This is a genomic window from Kitasatospora sp. NPDC090091, assembly GCF_044747365.1.
Taxonomy (GTDB): Bacteria; Actinomycetota; Actinomycetes; order Streptomycetales; family Streptomycetaceae; genus Kitasatospora.
Window position 1 is genome coordinate 39190 of sequence record NZ_JBIVDY010000028.1, and the last position, 22397, is coordinate 61586.

At 75.2% G+C, this 22397-nt stretch carries 22 protein-coding genes; 16 read left to right on the forward strand and 6 right to left on the reverse strand.

Annotation, left to right across the window (positions count from 1 at the left end; translation table 11 throughout):
- The first annotated feature begins 207 nt into the window (after positions 1-207).
- From ACIPSC_RS34000 to ACIPSC_RS34025, 6 genes are all read left to right on the forward strand, one after another.
- Complete coding sequence (locus ACIPSC_RS34000; RefSeq protein WP_400832078.1) at positions 208-1338, forward strand: glycosyltransferase family 4 protein; 1131 nt, start codon at positions 208-210, stop codon at positions 1336-1338.
- A gap of 133 nt (positions 1339-1471) precedes the next feature.
- Positions 1472-2377 carry a slipin family protein gene (locus ACIPSC_RS34005; protein WP_400832081.1) on the forward strand — a complete coding sequence of 302 codons (906 nt, stop codon included), beginning with the start codon at positions 1472-1474 and terminating at the stop codon, positions 2375-2377.
- Positions 2378-2577: 200 nt separating this feature from the next.
- Positions 2578-3264 carry a thiol:disulfide interchange protein DsbA/DsbL gene (locus tag ACIPSC_RS34010; protein WP_400832083.1) on the forward strand — a complete coding sequence of 229 codons (687 nt, stop codon included), beginning with the start codon at positions 2578-2580 and terminating at the stop codon, positions 3262-3264.
- A 204-nt stretch (positions 3265-3468) separates the two neighbouring features.
- Positions 3469-4374, forward strand: a complete 906-nt coding sequence (locus ACIPSC_RS34015) for an ABC transporter permease (RefSeq protein WP_400832085.1) — start codon at positions 3469-3471, stop codon at positions 4372-4374.
- A complete protein-coding gene (locus tag ACIPSC_RS34020) occupies positions 4364-5563 on the forward strand; it encodes a polysaccharide ABC transporter ATP-binding protein (RefSeq protein WP_400832087.1) in 1200 nt (399 codons plus the stop codon). Before ACIPSC_RS34015 ends, ACIPSC_RS34020 begins: the two co-directional genes overlap by 11 nt.
- A 3-nt stretch (positions 5564-5566) precedes the next feature.
- On the forward strand, positions 5567-6769 hold the full coding sequence (locus tag ACIPSC_RS34025; RefSeq protein WP_400832089.1) for a glycosyltransferase family 4 protein: 1203 nt from the start codon (positions 5567-5569) through the stop codon (positions 6767-6769).
- A gap of 87 nt (positions 6770-6856) precedes the next feature.
- Here ACIPSC_RS34025 and ACIPSC_RS34030 read toward each other — a convergent pair whose 3' ends face one another.
- Together ACIPSC_RS34030 and ACIPSC_RS34035 are read right to left on the reverse strand one after the other, a co-directional pair.
- Complete coding sequence (locus tag ACIPSC_RS34030) at positions 6857-7603, reverse strand: SAM-dependent methyltransferase (RefSeq protein WP_400832091.1); 747 nt, start codon at positions 7601-7603, stop codon at positions 6857-6859.
- Positions 7604-7626: 23 nt separating this feature from the next.
- Positions 7627-8766, reverse strand: coding sequence for a glycosyltransferase (locus tag ACIPSC_RS34035; RefSeq protein ID WP_400832094.1), 1140 nt, complete (start codon positions 8764-8766; stop codon positions 7627-7629).
- Between the two features lie 57 nt (positions 8767-8823).
- On the opposite strand from ACIPSC_RS34035, the gene ACIPSC_RS34040 reads away from it, so the two are divergent.
- The gene (locus ACIPSC_RS34040; protein ID WP_400832096.1) at positions 8824-9600 is read left to right on the forward strand and encodes a glutamate racemase; all 777 of its coding nucleotides are present in this window, start codon (positions 8824-8826) and stop codon (positions 9598-9600) included.
- A 109-nt stretch (positions 9601-9709) separates the two neighbouring features.
- Here the strand turns inward: ACIPSC_RS34040 and ACIPSC_RS34045 are convergent, their stop codons facing one another.
- Positions 9710-10525 (reverse strand): polysaccharide deacetylase family protein, encoded by an 816-nt coding sequence (locus tag ACIPSC_RS34045; RefSeq protein WP_400832098.1) that lies wholly within the window; start codon positions 10523-10525, stop codon positions 9710-9712.
- A 747-nt stretch (positions 10526-11272) separates the two neighbouring features.
- Between ACIPSC_RS34045 and ACIPSC_RS34050 the strand changes: the two genes are divergently transcribed.
- The 6 genes from ACIPSC_RS34050 (at position 11273) to ACIPSC_RS34075 (ending at position 16028) form a co-directional block, all read left to right on the forward strand.
- On the forward strand, positions 11273-11545 hold the full coding sequence (locus ACIPSC_RS34050) for a hypothetical protein (protein WP_400832101.1): 273 nt from the start codon (positions 11273-11275) through the stop codon (positions 11543-11545).
- Between the two features lie 331 nt (positions 11546-11876).
- The gene (locus ACIPSC_RS34055; protein ID WP_400832104.1) at positions 11877-12728 is read left to right on the forward strand and encodes a polysaccharide deacetylase family protein; all 852 of its coding nucleotides are present in this window, start codon (positions 11877-11879) and stop codon (positions 12726-12728) included.
- Positions 12721-13944, forward strand: coding sequence for a glycosyltransferase (locus tag ACIPSC_RS34060; RefSeq protein WP_400832108.1), 1224 nt, complete (start codon positions 12721-12723; stop codon positions 13942-13944). Before ACIPSC_RS34055 ends, ACIPSC_RS34060 begins: the two co-directional genes overlap by 8 nt.
- Positions 13945-13982: 38 nt before the next feature.
- The gene (locus tag ACIPSC_RS34065) at positions 13983-14771 is read left to right on the forward strand and encodes a sugar transferase (protein ID WP_400832110.1); all 789 of its coding nucleotides are present in this window, start codon (positions 13983-13985) and stop codon (positions 14769-14771) included.
- Between the two features lie 26 nt (positions 14772-14797).
- Positions 14798-15529 (forward strand): acetyltransferase, encoded by a 732-nt coding sequence (locus ACIPSC_RS34070; protein ID WP_400832114.1) that lies wholly within the window; start codon positions 14798-14800, stop codon positions 15527-15529.
- A 10-nt stretch (positions 15530-15539) separates the two neighbouring features.
- Entirely contained in the window at positions 15540-16028 is a 489-nt protein-coding gene (locus tag ACIPSC_RS34075) for an NUDIX hydrolase (protein ID WP_400832118.1), read from the forward strand.
- Between the two features lie 6 nt (positions 16029-16034).
- Here the strand turns inward: ACIPSC_RS34075 and ACIPSC_RS34080 are convergent, their stop codons facing one another.
- Positions 16035-16964, reverse strand: a complete 930-nt coding sequence (locus ACIPSC_RS34080; protein ID WP_400832122.1) for an NAD-dependent epimerase/dehydratase family protein — start codon at positions 16962-16964, stop codon at positions 16035-16037.
- A 251-nt stretch (positions 16965-17215) separates the two neighbouring features.
- Entirely contained in the window at positions 17216-17755 is a 540-nt protein-coding gene (locus ACIPSC_RS34085) for a PTS-dependent dihydroxyacetone kinase phosphotransferase subunit DhaM (RefSeq protein ID WP_400832124.1), read from the reverse strand.
- A 286-nt stretch (positions 17756-18041) separates the two neighbouring features.
- On the opposite strand from ACIPSC_RS34085, the gene ACIPSC_RS34090 reads away from it, so the two are divergent.
- The 3 genes from ACIPSC_RS34090 to ACIPSC_RS34100 all read left to right on the forward strand — a co-directional run bounded on the left by ACIPSC_RS34090 (position 18042) and on the right by ACIPSC_RS34100 (position 21020).
- Positions 18042-18272, forward strand: a complete 231-nt coding sequence (locus ACIPSC_RS34090) for a DUF397 domain-containing protein (protein WP_400832222.1) — start codon at positions 18042-18044, stop codon at positions 18270-18272.
- Between the two features lie 691 nt (positions 18273-18963).
- Positions 18964-19458 (forward strand): hypothetical protein, encoded by a 495-nt coding sequence (locus ACIPSC_RS34095; RefSeq protein WP_400832127.1) that lies wholly within the window; start codon positions 18964-18966, stop codon positions 19456-19458.
- Between the two features lie 338 nt (positions 19459-19796).
- A complete protein-coding gene (locus ACIPSC_RS34100) occupies positions 19797-21020 on the forward strand; it encodes an acyl-CoA dehydrogenase family protein (protein WP_400832130.1) in 1224 nt (407 codons plus the stop codon).
- 63 nt (positions 21021-21083) lie between these two features.
- Here the strand turns inward: ACIPSC_RS34100 and ACIPSC_RS34105 are convergent, their stop codons facing one another.
- Positions 21084-22325 carry a phosphotransferase gene (locus ACIPSC_RS34105; RefSeq protein WP_400832133.1) on the reverse strand — a complete coding sequence of 414 codons (1242 nt, stop codon included), beginning with the start codon at positions 22323-22325 and terminating at the stop codon, positions 21084-21086.
- Positions 22326-22397 lie beyond the last annotated feature (72 nt).

Genomic DNA, 22397 nt, shown 5'->3' on the forward strand with positions numbered 1-22397 from the left:
CGCCCGCCAGGGAATCGGTCAGGAGGCACCGGCCCGCGGGGGCGGTCGGGGGCGGCCGAGGGCGCACGCCCGGGCGCACGTACGGCGCAGCCGGCGGGCGGGGGCGGCGAGCAGAGCCCGCCCGGAGTGCCCGCGCCCGCGCACGGGCCACCACCGGCCGGTGCGAAGGGGCTGTACCGCGCCGGGGGCTGTGCCAAGGTCGTTCCCATGCCCGAACCGACGCCGGCGACGCCGAACGGAACCCGCCCCCGCATCCTGCACCTGATCACCGACCCGCGCCGCCGCGGCGCCCAGAACCTCGCGCGGGACCTCCACCGGGAACTGCGCGGCCGCGGCCGGGCCTCCGCCCTGCGCGCCCTCGCCCCGCACCCCGACGCCCACCCGGACGCGCCCGACACCCGCGCCACCGTCGTCCTCGGCCCCGGCCGGCTGCACCCGGCCACCCTGCTCGCCCTGCGCTCCGCCGCCCGCACCGCCGACCTGGTCGTCGCCCACGGCTCGTCCACCCTCCCCGCCTGCGCCCTCGCCCTGGCCGGCACCCGCACGCCCTTCGTCTACGTCTCCATCGGCGACCCCCGGCACTGGACGGCGAGCCCGCTGCGCCGACTTCGCACCGGCGCCCTGCTGCACCGTGCCGCCGCCGTCACCGCCCTCGCCGACGAGGCCCGGGCCGTGCTGCAGGAGCGGTTCCGGCTGCCCGCCGCCAAGCTCCGCACGATCCCCAACGCCCGCGCCGCCGACCGGTACCCGCCCGCCGCGGACGAGGCCGACCGGCGCGCGGCCCGGCAGGCCCTCGGCCTGCCCGCGGACGGCCTGCTGGTCGCCTGGCTCGGCGCGATCGCCCCCGAGAAGCGGCTCGACCTCGCCCTCGACGCCCTCGACCGGCTGCCCGACGTCCGGCTCGCGGTCGCCGGCGACGGCCCGCAGCGGGCCGCCCTCGAACACCACCCGGCCGCCGCCCGGGCCCACTTCCTCGGCACCCTCGGCGACCCGGCACCGCTCTACCGCGCCGCCGACGCGGTCCTGCTCACCAGCGAAAGCGAGGGCGTCCCCGGCGTCCTGATCGAGGCCGCGCTGGCCGGGCTGCCCGCCGTCGCCACCGACGTCGGCTGGGTCGGCGCGGTCGTGCGCGACGGCGCCACCGGCGCACTGGTCGCCCCGGGCGACCCGCTCGCCCTCGCCGAGGCGCTGGCCAAGGTGCTGGCCGGCGACCGCGCCGCACTCGGCGCCGCGGCCCGCGAGCACGCACTCGCCCGCTTCGAGCTGGGCGTGGTCGCGGACGCCTGGATGGAGCTCTTCACCGAGCTCTGGCGGCCACGGGCGGGCGGACCCCGATAACAAAGCGTCAAGATCGGTTGGTGCTCTGGGCGCCGCTGCCCCGCGGGCGGATACTTCCCTGCGCGGCGCGCTCGTCCGACGGAGCCATCAGGGACTCCGCCCGGGTGCGCCGGCACGGGGAAGGATCACCGACATGGTGGTACTCGCGGGCCTCGCGGCCCTGGCAGTTCTCTGGCTCGCCACCGGGGTGCGGGTGGTGCAGCAGTACGAGCGGGGTGTGGTCTTCCGGCTGGGCCGGGTGCGCAGGGCGGTTCGCCAGCCCGGCCTTACCCTGCTGGTGCCGGTCGTCGACCGGATGCGCAAGGTGAACGTGCAGGTCATCACCATGCCCGTCCCGGCGCAGGAGGGCATCACCCGGGACAACGTCTCGGTGCGGGTCGACGCGGTCGTCTACTTCCGGGTGGTCGACCCGGTGCTCGCCACCGTCGACGTGCAGAACTACGCCTTCGCCATGTCGCAGGTCGCGCAGACGTCGCTGCGCTCGATCATCGGCAAGAGCGAGCTCGACGACCTGCTGTCCGGCCGGGAGAACCTGCACCGCGGACTGGAGCTGATGCTGGAGAGCCCGGCCGTCGGCTGGGGCGTGCACATCGACCGGGTCGAGATCAAGGACGTCGCGCTGCCCGACTCGATGAAGCGCTCGATGGCCCGGCAGGCCGAGGCCGACCGTGAGCGGCGCGCCCGCATCATCACCGCCGACGGCGAGTTCCAGGCCGCGGAGAAGCTCGCCCAGGCGGCCGAGATGATGGACAGCACCCCGTCCGCGCTCCAGCTGCGCCTGCTCCAGACCGTGGTCGAGGTGGCCGCGGAGAAGAACTCCACGCTCGTGCTGCCGTTCCCGGTCGAGCTGCTCCGCTTCTTCGAGGGCGCGACCCCGAAGAAGGATGCCGTCCCGCGACAGCCGGCCGGATCGGCGGGGGAGTCGGCGGCGGCCGTGGAACCGGGGGCGGGCGAGCCGCCCGCGCTGGCGAAGGCGGAGCCCGCACCGGCCGCCGTGGTGGTCCCGCCCCGGCCGGGGCACGCGCCGCGCGCGGAGTGACGCCCGGCGCGGAGTGACGCCGGGTCGGTGGCGCCGGACCTGCTGTGCGGGGTCCGGCGCCGCGGGCTTCACAGGCCGAGGAGCCGCGCCGCCAGACCCGCGCCGCCGGTTCCACGGCGCTGGGCCGAACGGGCGAAACCGGCTCGTGCCGCCGGGCAGGAGCTGGCCGGTCGCCGGCCGTGACGGACACACTGCCCGGTGTGAAGTCGCTGCTGAGGTCCACCGTCCTGCTCGCCGTCGCCACCGGGATCGCCGCATCCCCCGTCCAGGCCGGCGCCGCCACCACCCACCAACCCGCCACTGACGGCGCGCAGTCCGTCCTCGCCGAGCGCCTCCAGCCGGTGCGCGAGGGCGCCCGCACCGAGGCGCTCGAATTCTTCTGGTACGACTGCGGCCACTCCCAGCAGCTGGAGCAGCCGCTCCAGGCCTGGGCCGAGAAGCACCGCGCCGACGTCGACCTGCGCCGGGTGCCCGCGATCTGGCCGGGCAGCCGCGAGGAGGGCGTGCAGCGCGGACACGCGCGCCTGTACTACACGTTGGAGCGCCTGAGCCTCGTCGAGCGCCTGCAGGCCGGTGCCTTCCGCGCCATCCACACCAACGACCAGGACCTCACCACCGAGTCCGCCGCCGTCGACTGGGCGGTGCGCCAGGGCGTCGACGCGGGCACCTTCCGCGACGCCTACCGCTCCGAGCAGGTCCGGCGGAACGTCGACGAGGCCGCCGCGATGTTCGTCCGGTACCGCATCAACGAGCTGCCCACCGTGGTGGTCCAGGGCGACGCCCGCACCACGCCGACCCAGGCCGGCGGCGTCGACGCCATGCCCGCCGTCATGGACCGCCTGGTCGCCGACGACCAGCAGCGGCAGCAGGAGCAGTCCCGCCACTGAGGCCCCCGAGCCGTCCCGTCCCCCTGCCGACCCCGCTCCGCGCCACGCCCGTCCCCCCGGTGTTCCGATCACCTTCACGGAACCGACCCCCGGCGACCACACTCTGTGCCATGGTGGACGCCGGGCCGCACCGTCGCGGGGGAGAACTGCCGTGGCGGCGGGCCCACTTCTCGATACCGCCGGTACCGGAGAGGGCAGGGGTCCGTGGGGGGACAACGCGCGCAGCTCGTCGACGAGCGCGACAGCCAGACATCGGCCGCTCCACGGCGGCCCGCGGCCGCCGACGGGCCGCCGCCCGAACTGATCTTCAAACGCCGGCTGCGCCCCGCCCAGGTCGCCCGGGAGCTCTGGGGCGCCCGTGAACTGGTCCGCGCGCTGGCCGAACGCGACCTGCGCGCCCGCTACAAGCAGGCCGTGCTCGGCTTCGCCTGGGCGGTCCTCACCCCGCTCGCGCTCTGCGCCATCTTCACCCTGGTCTTCCACCGCGCGGTGAAGATCGACACCGGCACGGCGGAGTACCCGCTCTTCGCCTACGTCGGCCTGATCGTCTGGCAGTTCTTCAGCAACACCATGAACCAGGGCGCGCTGAGCCTGGCCAACAACCTCAGCCTGCTCAACAAGGTCTACTGCCCGCGCGAGGTCTTCCCGCTGGCCACCATGCTGGTCGCCGGCGTCGACATGCTGATCGGCATCGGCGTCCTCGGCCTGCTCTTCCTGCTGTTCTGGACCGCCCCCGCCGCCACCTTCCTCTGGGTGCTGCCGCTGCTGCTGATCCAGTTCGCCTTCACCTACGGCGTGGCGCTGATCCTCTCGGTCGCCGTGGTCTACCTGCGCGACGTCCGCCACCTGCTGCCGATCATCACGCAGATGGGCGTCTTCGCCACCCCCGTCGCCTACCCGCTGGCGCAGATCCCGCAGCGCCTCCAGGAGATCTACGTCGGCTTCAACCCGCTGGGCGCCGTCATCGAGGGCTACCGCGGTGCCCTGCTGTACGGTGACGCGCCCGACCTCGCGCTCACCTCGATCGCCGCGGTCTCCTCGCTGGTGTTCCTGGTCGGCGGCTACCTGCTGTTCAAGAAGCTGGAGACGGGGATCGCCGATGTCGCCTAGCCGGACCCACCCCCTGGGCACCATCCGCACCGAGCAGGTGTGGAAGCGCTTCAAGGCCGACCAGCAGCGGATGCTGCTGCGCGACAAGGTCGAGTCGATGGCCCGCCGGCTGCGCGGCGAGAAGGGCGAGGACTGGCGCTGGGCGCTGCGGGACATCAACCTGCACATCGACCCGGGCGAGTCCGTCGGCCTGATCGGTTCGAACGGTTCCGGCAAGTCCACCCTGCTGAAGATGCTGACCCGGGTGATGTACCCCTACGGCGGCGTGATCGACGTCCGCGGCCGGATCGGCGCCCTGATCGAGATCCGGGCCGGCATCCACCCGGACCTGACGGGCCGCGAGAACATCTACCTGTTCGGCGCGCTGCTCGGCCTGCGGCGGCGCGAGGTGGCCACCCGCTTCGACGACATCGTGGAGTTCGCCCGGCTCGGCGGCGCCATCGACCGGCAGGTGAAGTTCTACTCCTCCGGCATGCAGATGCGCCTCGGCTTCGCCGTGGCCGCCTACCTGGAACCCCATGTCCTGCTGGTGGACGAGGTGTTGGCGGTCGGCGACGCGGTCTTCCAGCAGCGCTGCCTGGACCGGATGCGCGAGGTCGCGGAGCAGGGCACCACGATCGTCTTCGTCTCCCACGACCTGCCCGCCGTGGAGTCCATCTGCCGGCGCGGCGTCTGGCTGGAACAGGGCTCGGTCCGGGTGGACGCGGGCATCAAGGACGCGATGGCCGGCTACCGCGACTCCATCGAGGCCCAGTCCGAGGCCGGCGGCCGTACCGGCGAGCCGCTGCAACTGCTGAAGCACGCCGTCCGGGGCGAGGACCGGGAGAGCCTGACCACCGACGAGCCGATGACCGTCGAGCTCACCCTCGGCGGCGACTACCGCGGCGACGCCACCTTGCACCTGGGCGTCAGCGAGGGCACCTCCAGCCCCATCTTCCAGATCAGCCACGAGGTCCGACTCACCGGCGACGACCACCAAGTCGCCTGCGTGATCCCCCGGTTGCCGCTTCCGCGCGGCCGCTACACGCTCTGGGCCGGCGTGTACAGCATCGGCCGGACCGACGGCGGGACGCTGATGAGCTGGCATTCGGTCGGCCAGTTCGACGTGTTCGGCCCGATGCTGGACACCCCGCCGCGCGCGGTCGTGCTGGCCGCCCCGGTCTTCGTCCCGCACCACTGGGAGGAGTGACCCTTGAGACCTGTCCGGGTGCTGGTCCATCTCAACAACCTTGCCCTGGGCGGCGCCCAGCTCAACGCGGTCGACATCGCCCGTACCCTGCGCGACCGCGGCCACGACCCGGTGCTCTTCGCGCAGGGGGTGGACGGTCCCGCCCCGCTGGTCGAGGTCGCCGCCCGGCACGGCCTCGACGTCGTGGTCGCCGGCGGACCGGACTCCCCGCACGCCGAGGTCCGCCGCCGCCTCGGCCGCCTCGCCGCCGAGCACGGCAGCCAGCTGCTGCACGCCTGGGAGGTCCGGGCGGCCCGCAACTCCTACTTCGGGCCCGGGCGTTACGGACGGCTGCCGGTGATCACCACCTTCTACGGCATCCGGATGCTGCGCGGTCTGCCCCGGCACCAGCCGCTCGTCCTCGGCCTCGGCGCGCTGATGGGCGAGGGAAAGGCCTTCGGCCACCAGGACGTCAGCCTGATCGAACCACCGGTGAACACTGCCACCGACGCACCCGGACTGGTCGACGGCGCCGCCTTCCGGCGCGAACACGGCATCGGCGACGACGAGTTGCTGCTCGTCATCGTCACCCGGCTGGTGCCCGCGCTGGAGAAGGACGCCGGCGCCGAGCTCACCGTCGACGCCGTCCGGCACCTCGACGACCCGCGGGTCCGGCTGGTCGTGGTCGGCGCCGGGCCGAGTCTGGAGCCGCTGCGCACCCGCGCGGCCGCGGCCAACACCGCCCTCGGCCGCCGAGCCGTCCTGGTGCCGGGCCAGTTGGCCGACCCGCGGCCCGCCTACCAGGCCGCCGACATCGTGCTCGGCATGGGCGGGTCGGCCCTGCGCGGCCTCGCCTTCGGAAAGCCCGTGGTGGTGCACGGCGCGGCCGGCTACACCGCCGTGCACGAGCCAGGCCCGCTGGTCGAACCGCACGCCTCGCGCTGCATGTACGGCTTCGGCAACGGCTCGCGCGAGCCCGCGTCGCGGGCCGGCCAGCTCCGTGGACTCCTCGACGACCCGGGTCGTCGCACCGAGTTGGGCGCCTGGGGGCGGGAGTGGGTGGTCGGGCGGTTCTCGCTGGAGTGCGTGACCACGGCCTTCGAGGAGCTCTACGCCCGCGTCCTGGCCCGCCCGGCCCGGGCGGCCCGCTGGCTGCGCGACCTGGAGCAGATGACCAGGTACGAGTTCACCAAGCCGGCGGCCCTGCGCCTGCTGGGCCGCCTCTGACAGGCCCGCTGTCCGGTGGAACGGCCCGCTGTCCGGGGCCGAGCCTGCTTTCCGACGGACCGGGCCGCCGTCCGACGGACCGGCCGGTCAGTCCCGGCGCAGCAGGTACGTGACGAAGCCGAGGGTGCCGCGGTACCCGTGCAGCCACTCGCTCCGGTGCCGGTCCGCCGCCTCGCGGGCCGCCGCCGCGTCCGGGTGGTCCGGGTGGTCCAGCGCCCACGCGGCCAGCGAGCCCGTCCAGGAGAACTCGTAGTCGTCCCACTCCTGCGGGGTGCTCACATGGCCGTACACCGGCGTCCAGCCGTCCGCGATCACCCGGTCGGTCGTGGTCGCCAGGTCCGCGAAGTCCTCCCGGTCCGCGCCCAGCCCGTCCAGCGCGGCCCGCCCGGGCTCCCGCTCCCAGAACCCCTCGCCGACCATGACCAGACCGCCCGGCGCCAGGTGCCCCCGGGCCGCCGCGAGGGTGGGCAGCAGCCCGCCGAAGGCGTGCGTCGCCCCCACGTTCAGCACCAGGTCGAACGGCTCGACGGCCTTGAACTCCCGGGCGTCCAGGTGGTGCAGGCCGAACCGCCGCTCCACCCCGAGCGCCAGGGCGACCTCCCGGGCCCGGGTCAGCGCCGCCGCGTCCAGGTCCACCCCGACCGCCTGCCACCGCGGCCGCGCCGCCAGTGCCCGGACCAGCCAGCCGCCCTCGCCGCAGCCGAGGTCGAGCACCCGGCCGGTCTCGGTGTGCCCGGTGGCCCGGGTCAGCAGCCGGGCCACCGACTCGTCGGCGATCGGCGCGGCGATCGGGTGGTGGGCATGGGCGAGGCGGGAGATCGCTTGGCGGTCCATCCGAACAGTGTGGACCAGGCGGCTCAGTACGTGCGGCCTTTCCACGAAGCTCCGCGGCCGCGCCAGTGCTGCACCGCCGAGTCCACCGTCATCAGCAGGTAGAGCGCCGCAGTGAACGGCAGGAGCAGTGCGGCCGGCGCGGGCTGCCGGTAGTAGTGCAGCATCGGCAGGAACGTCCCCGCCATCAGCGCCCAGGCCGCCCCGCCCGCGGCGGCCGTCGCCCACTGCCCGGCGGCCGTCCCGGCCACGGTCGCCACCGGCGGCACCAGGTAGACCAGCGCCAGCCCGAGCACCGTGCCCGCCAGCAGCAGGACCGAGTGCCGCAGCTGGGCGTACGCGCTGCGCGAGACCATCCGCCAGAGCTGCGCCAGCCGCGGGTACGGGCGGACGCTGTCCACCTGGTCCGCCAGGCCGAGCCAGGTCCGGCCGCCCGCGGCCTTCACCGCGCGGGCCAGCGAGACGTCGTCGATCACCGCCCCGCGGATCGCCGCCACCCCGCCCACCCGCTCCAGCGCCTCGCGCCGCACCAGCGAGCAGCCGCCCGCGGCCGCGGCCGTCCGGGCCCCGGGCCGGTTGGACCGGCGGAACGGGTACAGCTGGGCGAAGAAGTAGACGAAGGCGGGCACGATCAGCCGCTCCCACCCGGTCTCCACCCGCAGCCGGGCCATCTGCGAGACCAGGTCGAGCCGATTGCTCTCGGCCGCGGCCACCAGCTCGGCGAGCGAGTCCGGCCCGTGGGCGATGTCCGCATCGGTCAGCAGCAGGTACTCCGCGTCCGGACCGGCCAGCTCCACGCCGTGCCGCAGCGCCCAGAGCTTGCCGGTCCACCCCGGCGGCAGCGGGGGAGGGGTGGTGACGGTCAGCTCCAGCCCCTCGGGGGCGGCGAGCGAGGCCGCGAGCGCGCCCGTGCCGTCCGAGCTGTGGTCGTCCACCAGGACCACCCGGGCCCGCCCCGGGTACTTCTGGGCGAGCAGGCGCGGCAGGCTGAGCGGCAGCACCTCGGCCTCGTCCCGGGCCGGGACCACCACCACGACCTGCGGCCAGCGCGCCGGCGGGCGGCGCGGCGGCAGCCGCACGTCGGTGCGCCAGAAGAACCCGTGGCAGCACACCAGCCAGAGCCAGACCAGCAGGGAGAGCAGGGCGATCCACAGCAGGACGGTCACCCGGGCAGTCTGCCGCACCGAAGGCCGGCAGCGGGGTATCGACTAAAGTCTTGGTCCGTGAAGATCGCACTGATGGACTCGGGAATCGGCCTGCTGGCCGCGGCTGCCGCCCTTCGGACCCTGCGCCCGGACGTCGATCTGGTGCTCTCCTCCAACCCCGCCTCGATGCCCTGGGGCCCGCGCACGCCCGAGGAGGTCGCGGCGCTCGCCCTGGACTGCGCGCGCGCCGCGGCGGCCCTCGAACCGGACGCGCTGGTGGTCGCCTGCAACACCGCCTCGGTCCACGCGCTGGCCGCGCTGCGGGCCGAGCTGGAGCCCGCGCTGCCGGTCATCGGCACGGTCCCGGCCATCAAGCCGGCCGCCGCGCTCGGCGGCCCGGTCGCGATCTGGGCCACCCCGATCACCACGGGCAGCGCCTACCAGCGCGGCCTGATCCGGGACTTCGCCGGGACGGCCGCCGTCACCGAGGTCGCCTGCCCGGGCCTGGCGGACGCCGTCGAGCACGGCGACGACGCGGCGATCGAGGCGGCCATCGCGGACGCGGCGGCCCGGACCCCGGCCGGTACGGCGGCCATCGTGCTCGGCTGCACGCACTACGAGCTGGTGGCCGACCGGATCCGCGCGGCCGTCGCCTCCATCGCCGCCCCCGGGTTGACGCTGCACGGGTCTGCCGACGCGGTCGCCGCCCAGGCGCTGCGCCGCGTCGCCGACCCCAGCCGTACCGGGGAGGCCACGGTGACCGTGCTCCACGCCGGCACCCCGGCCCAGTTCCCCCCGGCCGCCCTGCTCTACCCCCAGGGCCTCACCCTCGCCACCCCCGCCCCCACCGCCTGACCACCCCCGCCCGCACAGGAAGTCGGCCCGGCCGACTTCCTGTGCGTACCCTGGCCGGCGCGCCCCGGTGTGCGGGAAGCCGGCCGGGCCGACTTCCCACACACCGGGGTCAGGCCACGGCGTGGCCGCGCCAGCGGCGGTAGGCCGGTTCCAGGCCCGAGAGGATGGTGTCGAACCGCCGGGTGCTGGTGGTGGAGTCCACCTGCAGCCGGCTGATCTGCAGCGGGTGGTGGGGCAGGCGCGGGCCCAGCCGGTGGTCCGAGAGGAATCCGAGGCGGTAGCCGAGCTCCTGCAGGACGGCTTCCGCACGCGGGTCGTGGCCGCCGTCGGGGTAGGCGAACGCGGCCGGCGGCTCGCCCAGCCAGTGGGTGAGCGCCTCGTGCGCACCGGTGATCTCGGCCCGGACGGTGTCGTCGTCGCAGCGCCCGAGGCACGGGTGCCCCTGGGTGTGGTTGCCGATGGCGACGCCGCCGTCGCGCAGGGCGAGCAGGTCGGCCGGGGTGAGCTGCTCCTGCCCGGGCGGACGCCGGTCCGCGCTGACCCGGAGCTCGTGCAGGCTGCGCCGCCGGTCCGGGTCGGGCATCGCCTTGAGCCGCCGGAGCAGCTGCGAGGGGTGTGGGCAGTCCAGGGAGCGGGCGCGCCCGCCGTGCCGGGCCAGGAAGTCGGCCTCGTGCCACCAGAACGGCCGTTCGGTCCCGATCAGTTCCGAGATCACGAACGCGGCGGCCGGGATCCCGCGGTCGTTGAGGGCGGGCAGGGCGTGGGTGAGGACGCTGCGGTCGGCGTCGTCGAAGGTCACCAGGACGCTGCGCGGAGGCAGCGGCCGGCGCTCGGTGACGGCCTGCTGGACGGCCTCCAGGGAGACGGGTGTGGCGAGTCTTCGCAGCCGGTCCAGCTGGGCGCCGAAGGAGCGCGGGTCGGTCACGCCGTGGTAGGCGAGTACGGCGAGCCGCTGCGCGGCCCGGGCCCGGAACAGCGGTTGGACGGGGGCGAAGCGCAGCCACTCACCCCGTCCGTCCGGCCGGCAAGGATCGACCGCCGGGGTCGGTCGCCCGGCGGCCGGCTGGTGGCCCCCCGGGCTCGTCGGCACGGCCGGTGCCGGCGGGCTCGCCGGCACCGCCGGCGCCCCGGAGTAGGCCACGGGTGCCGGCCTCGACGGCCGGAGGACGGGTTGCGGGAGCATGGGTTGCGGGCGGACGGCGGGCTGCTGCCGGGCGGCCGGCTGCCCGACAGCCGCCTGCGGCAGCGAGCGCACGGTCACGCTCGGCAGGGTGCGGACCACGGACCTGGCCCTGGCCCTGGAGGTCGACGTGGTGGACTGGGAATGCGGCACGGTTCCCCCTCGGTCGCCTGTGCGGCGTGGCGGTACCGCCGGAGGACGGAGCCCTGCCTCCGACACCAGGGCACGGCGGCTCCGCCCCCTGGGTAATTCCGGTCCTCGGCGGGGACTCCCAACCCGCACCGCGGACGGCTCCTGGATCGCTCAATGTAGTGGAGACAGCTACTACGCGTAGATGGTTGTACCGGACAGCCGAGGATTTTTCGCGGGCCCGGAACATATGCCTTCGGGGCGTGCGCCGGAGCGCCGAACCGGCCCGTTTCGTCGCCGAGCGTGCCCGGTCGATCACTCCTGCGGGCTGCCGGTCCCGGCTCCTCGCGGTACCTTGGGCTCATGGCAGACGCGGAACGTGAGCACCCCCGCCCGCACGGTGCGACCCGGATGCAGCACCTGTGGCGCGGTGGCGCGCTGGTCACCCACCAGATCCCGCTCGCGGTGGTCGGCCTGGCCTGCCTGGCGGTGGGCATCGTGGTGGCCGTGGCGGTTCCGGACAGTGACGGTCCGGCCTGGGCGATGGCCGTGGCCGGTTCGCTGGCGGCCGGCGTACTGCTGCTCGGCCGGATCGCGTTCGCCATCGTGCGCTACCGGCGCGGCGCGACGCTCTGACCCCCGCGCCCGTCGGGCCCCGGCCCGCCGCGCGTCCCGAACCGCCCGCCGCTGCCGCGACTCCCGGGGCGCCCGTGACTCCTGCGACGCCCGCGCCGTCGGTGTGTCCGATATGTCCGCGCGGTGACTGAACTCCCGATCGATTCCGGCCGGTCCGATCGGCCGGTTTTCAGCCCATCTGCCAACTCCTTCTCGCTTCTTTCACAAATCCGGGGCAGCAGCCCCACATCTCCCCCTACTGTGATTTCGTCCGGCCGGCCCGGGGCAGCCAACTGCGCCGGATGAAAGGCCACTTGACGGCACCGGGGAGGGTGCCGCAGAGGGGGGAGCGATGAGCGGCAACGCCGCGTCCGGGGCAGCCGAGGCGGCAGGAACGGGTGGGGGCATTCGTGCCCAGGTCAAGCGCGGGCTGGCACGCCGCGTCGGGGCCAGGCCCGGCGAGGGCGCCACCGTCCTGATCTACCACCGCGTGGGCGGCGGCAGCCCCGACGAGCTGGACATCACCACCGCGGACTTCACCGCTCAGGCCGACCTGCTCGCCGAGCTGCCGCCCGGCCGGGTGGTCGCGCTGGACGAGGCCGTCGACCGGATCGAGGCCGGCCGCCGCACCCCCGGCATCGTGCTCACCTTCGACGACGGTTTCGCCGACGTCTACGACCACGCCTGGCCCCTGCTGCGCGAGCGCGGACTCCCGTTCACGATCTACCTCGCCAGCGGCCACGTCGGCGGCGAGATGCGCTGGGAGGGCTCGACCGCGAAGACCGCCGGTGCCCCCGCGCTCAGCTGGGAGCAGCTGCGCGAGATGACTGCCTCCGGCCTGTGCACCGTCGCCAACCACACCCGCAGCCACGCCCGCCCGGAACTGCTCAGCACCGCCGAGCTGGACGCCTGCAACGACGACGTCGAGCAGCACCTCGGCGTCCGGCCCCGGCACTACGCCTACACCTGGGGCGTGCCCGTGCCGCACATGGAGCCGGCGCTGCGGGCCCGGTTCCGGACGGCGGCCACCGGCGAGGTCGGCCGCAACACCCCCGGGACGGACCCGGTCCGGTTGCGCCGGGTGCCGGTGCGCCGCACCGACCCGATCGACTTCTTCCGCGCCAAGCTCTACGGCCGGCTGATCCCCGAGCGCGCCTACGCCCGGATCGTCGCCACCGCCAAGGCGGTGGGCGCCCGTGCCTGAGCCCACCGCGCACATACCCGGGCCCACGCCGCCCGAACGCACCGCGCCGCCGGCCCGGCTGCGCGGCCCGGGCGGCCGACCACTGCGCGTCGCCCACCTCACCACCGTCGACATGAGCCTCCACCTCCTCCTCGCCACCGAGCTCAAGGTGGACCTGGAGGCCGGCTTCGAGACCTACGGCATCAGCGCGCCCGGCCCGTACGTCCCCGCGATCGAGGCGATCGGCGTCCAGCACGAGCCGCTCTCCGCGCTCACCCGCGCCTGGCAGCCTCGCGCGGACGCCGCCGCCGCCCGCGAACTGCTGGCCGTGCTCGACCGGATCCGTCCGGACGTGCTGCACACGCACAACCCCAAGACCGGCGTGCTCGGCCGGGTCCTCGGCCGGCTGGCCCGGGTGCCGGTGGTGGTCAACACCTGCCACGGCCTCTGGGCGCAGGCCCACGACCCGTTCGCCAAGCGGGCGTTCGTACTCGGGGCGGAGGCCTTCGCGGCGCGCTTCTCGCACGCCGAGCTGTACCAGAACGGCGAGGACCGCCGGACCCTGGCCCGCGCCGTCCCGTCCCGCCGCTCGCGGGTGGTCGGCAACGGCGTCGACCTCACCCGGTTCGTCACCGACCCCGGCGAGTGCGACCGCCGCCGCGTCCGGCTCCGCGCCGAACTCGGCGTCGGGCCGGGGGAGCTGCTGGTCGGCGGGGTCGGCCGGCGGGTCGCCGAGAAGGGCATCCGCGAGTACGCCGAGGCGGCCCGGGCACTGGCCGGCAAGGCCCGGTTCGTCTGGATCGGCCCGGACGACCCGGACAAGCCCGACGCCCACGGCGCCGAGTCCGGCGTGGAGTTCCTCGGCCCGCGCAGCGACATGCCCGAGGTGTACGCGGCCCTCGACGTCTTCGTACTCCCCTCCTACCGGGAGGGGTTCTCCCGTTCCGCCATGGAGGCCGCCGCCGGCGGCCTGCCGATGGTGCTCAGCGACATCCGCGGCTGCCGCGAGATCGGCACCCACGACGAGCACCTGCTTCTCGCACCGCCCGGCGACGCCCGGGCCCTCACCAGCGCGCTGGACCGGCTTCTCACCGAGCCCGGCCTGCGCGACCGGCTCGGCGCCGCAGCACGGCGCCGCGCCTCGGCGCACTTCGACCAGCGCGCCGTCGCCAGGGTCTCGCTGGAGACCTACGCGGCCGTCGCCCGCGCCAAGGCCCTGCCCTGGACGGTCGGCTGAGCCCACCCACCACATCAGACTCAGGGGGAAGGACCGTCATGAAGCGAGGGGGGGACCTCGCGGTCACCGTCCTGGCCGGGATCGTCGCGATTCCGCTCGGCCTGGTGATCGCCCTGCTGATCCGCTGCACGATGGGCGGACCGGTGCTCTTCCGCCAGACCAGGACAGGCCGGCACGGCGAGGAGTTCGAGATCCTCAAGTTCCGCACCATGCGGGACAAACGCCACGCCGACGAGCCGGATGCGCCCCGCATCACCCGGCTCGGCGACCTGCTCCGCAAGACCAGCCTGGACGAGCTGCCGCAGCTCTGGAACGTCGCCCGCGGCGAGATGGGCGTGGTCGGGCCCCGGCCCACCCTGCCCGAGCAGGTGGTCCACTACTCCCGCCGCCAGCGCGGCCGGCTCGACGTCCGCCCCGGCCTCACCGGCTGGGCACAGGTCCAGGGCCGCAACTCCATCGGCTGGCCCGAGCGGATCGAGCTCGACCTCTGGTACGTCGAGCACCGTTCGCTCGTGCTGGACCTGCGCATCCTCGTCCGCACTGTCGGGGTGCTGCTGCGGCCGAGCGGCATCACGGCGGCCGGCGGCGTCAACCCCGGCTTCCCGGCGCCCACCGAATCTGCCGAGACCCCGGCCGGTCACCCCGCACCCGCTGCCCAGCCGGTGCCCGACCGCGCCGTGCCCGACCACGTCGGGTCCGCCGCCGGGCCCGCGCCGGTCGTCCCGTTCCCGACCATCAGCCTGCCCCGGCAGGCGACCGGGTCGCGGCAGGCCACCGGGTCGCGGCTGGCGCAGCCCGTCCGCGCCGCCGTCGAGGAGGCGTCCTGAACCCGGAACCGGGCAGGATGACCGCCATGTCCACCACCGACAGCCCGACCACCCCACCGGCACCGGCCGACCGGCCCGACCCGTCGGGGGCCGCCGACCGGCCCGACCACTGGGAGCTCTGGATCGCCGGCGCCGGCGGCGTCGGCCGGGAGGCGCTGGACACGGCGCTCGCGGCCGGCGTCCCGGTCGCGGGCTTCCTCGACGACGGTCAGCACGGCGCCACCGTCCGCGGCCTTCCGGTCCGGCGGCCCGCCGACGTCCCGCCCGGCGCCCGCTACCTGGTCGGCATCGCCGACCCGGCCGTCCGGCAGCGGCTCGCCGCCCTGCTGGACGGCCGGGGCGCGGTCCCGGCCATCCTCGTCCACCCCCGGGCCCTGATCGCCCCCGACACCGTGCTCGGCCCCGGCTGCCTGGTGATGGGCGGGGCGTACGTGTCCAGCAGCGTGCGCCTCGGCGCCCACAGCCAGGTCCACTACAACGCGACCGTGGGCCACGACACCGTGCTCGGCGAGCGGGTGACGGTCTACCCGGGCGGCAACGTCTCCGGAGCCGTGCACCTCGCGGACGGCGCCACCGTGGGCAGCAACGCCGTGGTGCTGCAGGGCCGCAAGATCGGCGCGGACGCGTTCGTCGGCGCGGCCGCCGTCGTGACCAGGGACGTCCCGCCGGGCGAGGTGGTGGTGGGCTCCCCGGCCAGACCACTGCGCCGACAGCCGCCCGGCGGCCGCGCGCCCCGGAGGCACCCGGACAGGCCCTAGGCTCGGGGCCATGGCCATTCCCGCGTTCCTCGCCGAACTCCGCTCCGTCGTGGGCACCCGCAAGCTCTGGCTGAGCGCCGCCGTCACCGTCGTCCTGGACGACCGCGACCGGGTGCTGCTGCTCCAGCGCGCCGACGACGGCCGCTGGGCGCTCCCCGGGGGGATCCTCGAACCCGGGGAGCAGCCGGCCGACGGCGCGGTGCGCGAGTGCCTGGAGGAGACCGGCGTGGCGGTCGTCCCCGAGCTGCTGGCCGCCGTCAGCGTCTCGCCCGAAGTCACCTACCCCAACGGCGATGTGACCCAGTACCTGATCACCGTCTTCCGCTGCCGCGCGGTCGGCGGGGAGGCCCGGGTCAACGACGACGAGTCGCTCGCGGTCGGCTGGTACGGCCTGGACGAGCTGCCGCCGATGATCGAGCAGGAGCACGAGTGGCTGCGCCAGGCGCGCGAGTCCACGGGGGCGGCCTTCTTCGCCTGGGAGGGCGTGCAGCGCCCCTGACAGGCCCTACAGCGTCCGGAACCACTCCGTCGTGCGCTCCAGCCCCTCCCGCAGGGGCACCGGCCGGACGTCCGGGAACAGCTCGCGCAGCCGGGAGTTGTCGGCCTGCGAGTCCCGGACGTCGCCCGGCCGCGGCTCGGTGTGGGCGACCTCGACGGGGTGGCCGAGGACCTGCTCCAGCTCGCCGACCAGCTCCAGCAGCGAGGTGCGGGTGCCGAAGGCCAGGTTCACCGGGTCGGCGTGCACCACCCGGCGCACCACCGCCTCGGTGATCACCTGGGTCACCGTGCCGACGTAGGTGAAGTCCCGGCTCTGGCCGCCGTCCCCGTGGACGGTCAGCGGCCGCCCGGCCAGCGCGGCGTCGAGGAAGGCCGGCACCACCGCGGCGTACGCGTGCCCGGCCGGCTGCAGCGGGCCGAAGACGTTGAAGAAGCGCAGCGGCAGCACGCCGAGGCCGTAGCAGTGGTGGTAGGCGGCCAGATAGGCCTCGGTGGCCAGCTTGGAGACGGCGTACGGGCTCATCGGCGCGGTGCGCATGGTCTCGCGCTTGGGCAGTTCGCGGTTGGCGCCGTAGACCGAGGACGAGGAGGCCGCGGCGACGTACAGCCCGCCGGCGCGGCGGGCGGCCTGGAGCACCTCCAGCGTGCCGGTCGCGTTGGCGTGGTGGCTGGCCAGGGGGTCCGCGACCGAGCGCGGGACGGAGGGCAGCGCGGCCAGGTGGACCACCGCGTCGGCGCCCGCGAAGGCCTCGTCCAGCAGCGCCGGGTCGAGGATGCTGCCCTCGTGGAGCACGGCGTCGACGCCGGCCAGGTTGGCCTTGGAGCCGGTGGAGAAGTTGTCCACCACCCGCACCTGGTCGACCTCGGGGCGGGCCAGCAGGGCCCGGACCAGATTGGCTCCGATGAATCCGGCCCCGCCGGTGACGACCACGCGCATGGCTGAGGTTCCCCCCTCCGACCACCCGGCCCGCTCGGCCGGTCCTGCGCCGATGGTAGCCGGGCGGTCACCCCGGGTGGGGTGGAACGGTGAGAAGTGCCGGGGCCAGTCCCAGGGGCCGCACGGCGGCGGACCGGGCCGGCGGAACATCCTGTGAACCCCGGCCGAAGGCCGGGTGCCGCCCCGGGCCGGTCGTCGGGCCGGCCCGTCGTCGGCCCGGCCGGTTCTCGCGCCCGGACGGCGGCCCCGGGTCAGTCCTTGCGCTGGCGGTAGGCCTCCTCGGCCGCGTCGAGCACCGCCGAGAGGTCCCCGCCCGCGGTGGCGGTGGCGACGGCGGCGACCGCCCCCTCCACGAACGGCGCGTCGGCGAAGCGGACCGGGAACGGCAGGCCGTGCTCGTCCGCCTCCGAGAGCAGCGCGCGGACGGTGGACACCGCGCTCCCGAGGTCGGCGAGCACCACCACGCCGTGCCCCTGGTCGACCCTGCGGGTGGCCGCGGCGACCAGGACGGCGCTGATCCCGGGCTCGGAGTGCAGATCGCCCCCGGTGCCGGCGACCGGGGCGGGGGAGTCGGAGGGCACCAGCGCGAGGGCGAGGGCCCGGACGGCGTTGGCGAGTTCCTGGCTGTGCGAGACCAGCACGATGCCGACCCGGCCGTGCGCGGGCGGCCGGCCGGGGGTCGGCCGGGGCAGGGGGGTGCGCGAGGGCGGGGTGCGGGGCGCCGGGGGGTGGGCCGACGGGGCCTCGGAGATGGGGATGACATCGGCGCGGGTGCCGTCCCGGCGGCTCATCGGCGGCTCCTCGGGGCGTTCGGTGGGGGCTTCCCTCACTCTGGCAGCTTGCTCGCCGCCCGCCCCGCCGGGACACGCTCAGGGCGGGTTCCGGGCCGCCTCACGCCGTATCACACCGCTCCCGGCCGCGGGGTGGTGTGCCGGCCGCCGGCCCCGGTGCGGGTGGAGACCTCGGCAACTCGCTGACCGGGGCGGCGAGGGTGGCTAGGCTGGCCGGGACGCCGTCGGGAGGAGAGCAGCAGTGCCAGCCAACATCGGAACTGACGTGGAATCGGCCGCCGAGCCGGTGGACCTGGTGCCGGAGCTCGCACCGAGCGGGAAGCCGAAGGTCGACTTCACCGGCGCCACCTGGCAGTGCTCCAGTCAGGGCGTCGGCGATGTCCAGATCGCGTTCGTGGACGGCTACATCGGGATGCGGGACGGCCGCCAGGAGGACGGGCCGATCCTGGTCTTCACCCCGGGCGAGTGGCGGGCTTTCGTGCTCGGTGCGCGGGACGGCGAGTTCGACCTCACCTGAGCCGCCGGTGGACGGGCCCCGAGCGGGGGTCCGTCCACCTCTGCATCGGACGCGCATCGGTCCGATCTCGTTTGAGCGTACCCCGTCATATTTTCTGTTGACTGTTAGACAAACGCAGCTCAGAGTATGAGCACAGGCAGACGCCGTGCCCACCGCCCCCACGCGGCCAGACACGGCGCCTGCTGTGCAGCCCGGCAGCGCTGCCAGGCCTGCCTCCCAGTCATCCCCTGCGCACCGGGGGTGCGTTGGCCGGTCCCGACCCGCGAGGGGTCGGCAGTCGCCGGGAGGCTGGCACCGGCTCCGAGAGCGACTCGGACCCGGTACCGGGTGCTCGGGACCCGCACGCCCCCACGCGGCGGCGTCCCGAGCAGATCCGCGGGAGCGACGGGCCGGGGCCCCGCGGACCTTGCTTGTGTGGCATCGAACTGTTGGCTTGTGTGTGCTGTGTGCGACGTCGAAGCTGGGTGCTCGGCTGTTCGGCACGACATATGTGCACAGTGAGGGATACGCGTGTAGGGCCGCGTTGCGACATGCCGTCCCCCCGGAGGGTGAAACCCAGAACGGCTGTCGTGCTGAACCGAACGTAGCCCGGACGGTTGCTCAGAGTCAACATTGGTCTCTGAGCGTGGATCTCCGGCCGGTGCCCGACCCACCCCGCGAGCGCGGTGTGCCGGGCACGTACGATGTTCCCATGTCTTTTCTCCGCCGTCGCTCCGGACAGCCCGCCGGCCCGGACTTCGACGTGCTCGCGATGGACCCGGGCGACTGGCCCGGCGACTTCGGTGCGGCCATGATGACCGGCCCGGACGGCTCCTGCCAGGGGATTTTCCTGCGCTACGACCTGTTCGGCGGCAGAGGCCCGGCGATGTTCATCGGCAACCTCCCCGAGGGCTCGCCCGCCCGGGACACCGGGGACGACGTGCCCTTCGAGGTCCGGCAGCTGCTCGCGGCGCTGGAGAACGACGAACCGGTCGAGTTCGTCTCGGCCGAGGACTTCCCGGTGATGCTCGGGGACGACCTGCTGATCGTGAAGAAGGTCAAGGTCAGCGAGGGGCGGGTGTTCTGCTCCCAGTTCGGGCGCAGCGACGGCGTCCAGGTCACCATCGCCTCCTGGGACCGACCGATTTCGGACGACCTCTACCAGCTCCTGAAGCCGCTCCCGGCGGAGATGTTCCAGCAGGGCTGACCGGGCCGCCCGGCCGTCGAACGGCCGGGCGGTCGGCGCGTTCCGGGTGCTGCTTGACGGTTTCGATCACCGCTTCGTACAGTCGCGGACATGTCGTGCCGTCTCCCGCTGCTGACCCGTCGCAGCTATCTGGACCTGCGGCGTACGGCCAGTGCGGTGTGTCCGGGCCACTGAGGGGATCCGTCCCCGAGGCGGCGGGCGACCGGCCGGAAGGGCCGGCGCCGATCCGGGGGGCACACGTCCACCGACCTCCGGGGCCGCTCACCGGTACCGCGCGCCCGTTCGGCGTGCCGCCCGCAGTTGCCGAGCCCACGCTGCCGCCCGGAGGCACCAGCACCATGACCACGACCCCTGACGACCCGTCGCCCGTCGCCGCCGCCCTGGCCGGACTGCCCCGGGTCGTCGACCTGCTGGCCGCCCGCGCCGAGGAGCACGACCGCGACGCCACCTTCCCGTACCAGGGCATCGAGGCGGTGCACGAGGCCGGACTGCTCACCCTCACCGTCGGCCGGCGGTACGGCGGCCCGGGCGGCACGCTCGCGGACACCGTCCGGGTGCTCGCCCAACTCGGGCGCGGGGACGCCTCGGTGGCCCTGGTCACCGCGTTCACCCTGCTCCGGCACGCCGAGCAGGCCCGGGTGGCGGCCTGGCCGGCCGCGGGCTACCGGAGGCTGCTCACCGAGTCCCGGCGCGGACCGGTGCTGGTCAGCACCCTGCACGCGGAGCCCGGCGGCCGGCCGGGGGAGCTCCCGGCGACGCTCGCCCGACGGGACACCGAGGGCGGGTGGCTGCTCAGCGGCCGGAAGACGTACTGCGCCGGCGCCGAGGCGCTGGCCTGGATGGCCGTCACGGCGCGCACCGACGAGCCGGAGCCGCGGGTCGGCACCTTCCTGGTCCGGGGCGAGAGCGAGGGCGTCGAGGTCGACCCGACCTGGGACCAGCTCGGCCTGCGGGCCAGCGCCGGCCACGACGTGGTGCTGGACGCGGTCCGGGTGCCGGCCGAGCTCGCCCTCGGGCTGACGGTGGCGAAGGCCCCGTCCGCCGGCGGCTCCGGGCCGGCCGCGGACGATGCCGACGATGCCAGGGGTGCCGTCCCGGCGGCCGAACTCGCCCGCGCCTGGCGTGATCTCGCCCTCGCCGCGGTCGTCCTCGGGGTGGCCCGCTCCGCGGCGGACTGGCTGGTCCGGTTCCTGCACCGGCGCACCTCTGCCGACCTCGCCGAGCCGCTCGGCGGCCTGCCCCGGTACCGGTGCGCGCTGGGCGAGATCGAGGCCCAGCTGATCGGCGCGGAGGAGCTGGTCAACGGGCTCGCCCCACGGGTCGACCGGGCCGAGGCGGAGGCCGTCGCCCGGACCGGCCCCGCCCAGCTGCTGGCCACCCGCGCCGCGGTGTCCGCCGTCCAGCAGGCGGTGACGCTCACCGGCAACCCGGGGCTGAGCCGGCGCCACCCGCTGGAGCGCTACCTGCGCGACGTCCTCAGCTGCCGCGTGCACTTCACCCCGGACGAGGCCGTCCTGGACGCGGCCGGCCGGGCCGCCCTGGCCCGCGGGGCCCGGCCCTGAGGACCGGGCCCCGCGATCGGGCCTGAGGACGGCGCACCGAGGCGCGCACCGCGGCGCGTCGGCTCAGCGCGTTCCGACGGCGGCGCGGACGGCCCGGCGGGCCAGGGCGGCGTCGTCGTACAGCCGGCGGATCATGATCCGCTGCTCCTCGCCCGCGCCCGGCACGTCGTACAGCCGGATCTCCCGCATCAGCACGAGCACCAGGTTGACCAGGAAGGCGTCCCGGGCCATGGTCCCGCCGCTCTGGGCGAGCTGGCTGATCTGCCGGCGCGCCGCCGTGTCCCCGGAGAGCACGCTCCACAGCACCGCCAGGTCGTAGCCGGGCAGGTACCAGCCGGCCTGCTCCCAGTCGACCAGCACCGGACCGGACGGCGCCAGCAGCATGTTGCTGAGCAGGGCGTCGCCGTGGCAGAGCTGCAGCGGGGTGTGGCTCAGGCCGTGCAGCAGGCCGCGCAGGTCGCCCGCGTCCCGGTCGGTGAGCTGGCCCACCGAGTGGTACCGGGCGATCTCCAGCTGGTAGTCCAGCCGTGGCTGGAACACGTCGGTCGGCGGTCGCCACAGGTTGAGCGTGCGGACGGCGGTGAGCAGAGCCCGCACCTCGCCCGGGGTGGGCGCGTTGACCGGGTGGCGCTCCCGGGCGGCCGGGCGGCCGGGAACGCGCTCCATGACGAGCACGCAGCGGTCGTGGTCGGCCGCCACCAGCCGGGGCAGCCGCACCGGCGGGCGGTGCCGGACGAACGCCCGGTAGACCGCGACCTCGTGGTGGAAGTCGGCCACCAGCTGCTCGAAGTACTCGCTCCGCACCGCCTGCGGCGCCAGGCACTTGGCGACCACCGGGGCCCGCCCGATGGTGCCCGCCACCAGGATGTGGCGGCTCCCCTCGCGCAGCACCTGCCGCGGGGTGAAGGCGGGACATATCCGCGCGACACCGGCCAGTGCGGCCCGTACCGCGGGCGTCTGCAGGGCCGACGGGTCGATCCGCTCCGGTGCGCCGGACGGGCCGGGGCGCATCGGAGCCCGCAGCGGCCGGCCGTCACCGGGGCGGGTGGCCGGGATGCGGGTGGCGGGAATGCGGGCGGCCGGGATCCGGGCCGCCGACTGCCCGGCCTCGGGGGCGCGCAGCCCCAGCGCCGTACGGGCGGCCTGGCCCCGCGCGTCCGCGGACCGGCCGTCGGTGCCCCGCTGCGGGGCGGGGCGGCCCGGCGGCGGGAGCAGCTTCGGGCCGGGTCGGCCGGTGGCTGCGGTGGGGGGGCGCAGCGCGGTGCGGGTCGCGGTCGGCGTGGGGGAGGTCGCTGAGGAGTACATGGGGTGAGGGTGGTCCCTTCCTGTCCGTCGGCGGGTGAGCCCCGCGGTGCGGGGGAGGGCCGGTGCCGTGTG

What these genes read in the sequence shown, in the direction of transcription:
- ACIPSC_RS34000 (WP_400832078.1), top strand. Translation starts at nt 208, where the DNA reads ATGCCCGAACCGACGCCGGCGACGCCGAACGGAACCCGCCCCCGCATC.
- ACIPSC_RS34005 (WP_400832081.1), top strand. Translation starts at nt 1,472, where the DNA reads ATGGTGGTACTCGCGGGCCTCGCGGCCCTGGCAGTTCTCTGGCTCGCC.
- ACIPSC_RS34020 (WP_400832087.1), top strand. Translation starts at nt 4,364, where the DNA reads ATGTCGCCTAGCCGGACCCACCCCCTGGGCACCATCCGCACCGAGCAG.
- ACIPSC_RS34030 (WP_400832091.1), bottom strand. Translation starts at nt 7,603, where the DNA reads ATGGACCGCCAAGCGATCTCCCGCCTCGCCCATGCCCACCACCCGATC.
- ACIPSC_RS34050 (WP_400832101.1), top strand. Translation starts at nt 11,273, where the DNA reads ATGGCAGACGCGGAACGTGAGCACCCCCGCCCGCACGGTGCGACCCGG.
- ACIPSC_RS34055 (WP_400832104.1), top strand. Translation starts at nt 11,877, where the DNA reads ATGAGCGGCAACGCCGCGTCCGGGGCAGCCGAGGCGGCAGGAACGGGT.
- ACIPSC_RS34065 (WP_400832110.1), top strand. Translation starts at nt 13,983, where the DNA reads ATGAAGCGAGGGGGGGACCTCGCGGTCACCGTCCTGGCCGGGATCGTC.
- ACIPSC_RS34070 (WP_400832114.1), top strand. Translation starts at nt 14,798, where the DNA reads ATGTCCACCACCGACAGCCCGACCACCCCACCGGCACCGGCCGACCGG.
- ACIPSC_RS34075 (WP_400832118.1), top strand. Translation starts at nt 15,540, where the DNA reads ATGGCCATTCCCGCGTTCCTCGCCGAACTCCGCTCCGTCGTGGGCACC.
- ACIPSC_RS34080 (WP_400832122.1), bottom strand. Translation starts at nt 16,964, where the DNA reads ATGCGCGTGGTCGTCACCGGCGGGGCCGGATTCATCGGAGCCAATCTG.
- ACIPSC_RS34085 (WP_400832124.1), bottom strand. Translation starts at nt 17,755, where the DNA reads ATGAGCCGCCGGGACGGCACCCGCGCCGATGTCATCCCCATCTCCGAG.
- ACIPSC_RS34095 (WP_400832127.1), top strand. Translation starts at nt 18,964, where the DNA reads ATGTCTTTTCTCCGCCGTCGCTCCGGACAGCCCGCCGGCCCGGACTTC.
- ACIPSC_RS34100 (WP_400832130.1), top strand. Translation starts at nt 19,797, where the DNA reads ATGACCACGACCCCTGACGACCCGTCGCCCGTCGCCGCCGCCCTGGCC.
- ACIPSC_RS34105 (WP_400832133.1), bottom strand. Translation starts at nt 22,325, where the DNA reads ATGTACTCCTCAGCGACCTCCCCCACGCCGACCGCGACCCGCACCGCG.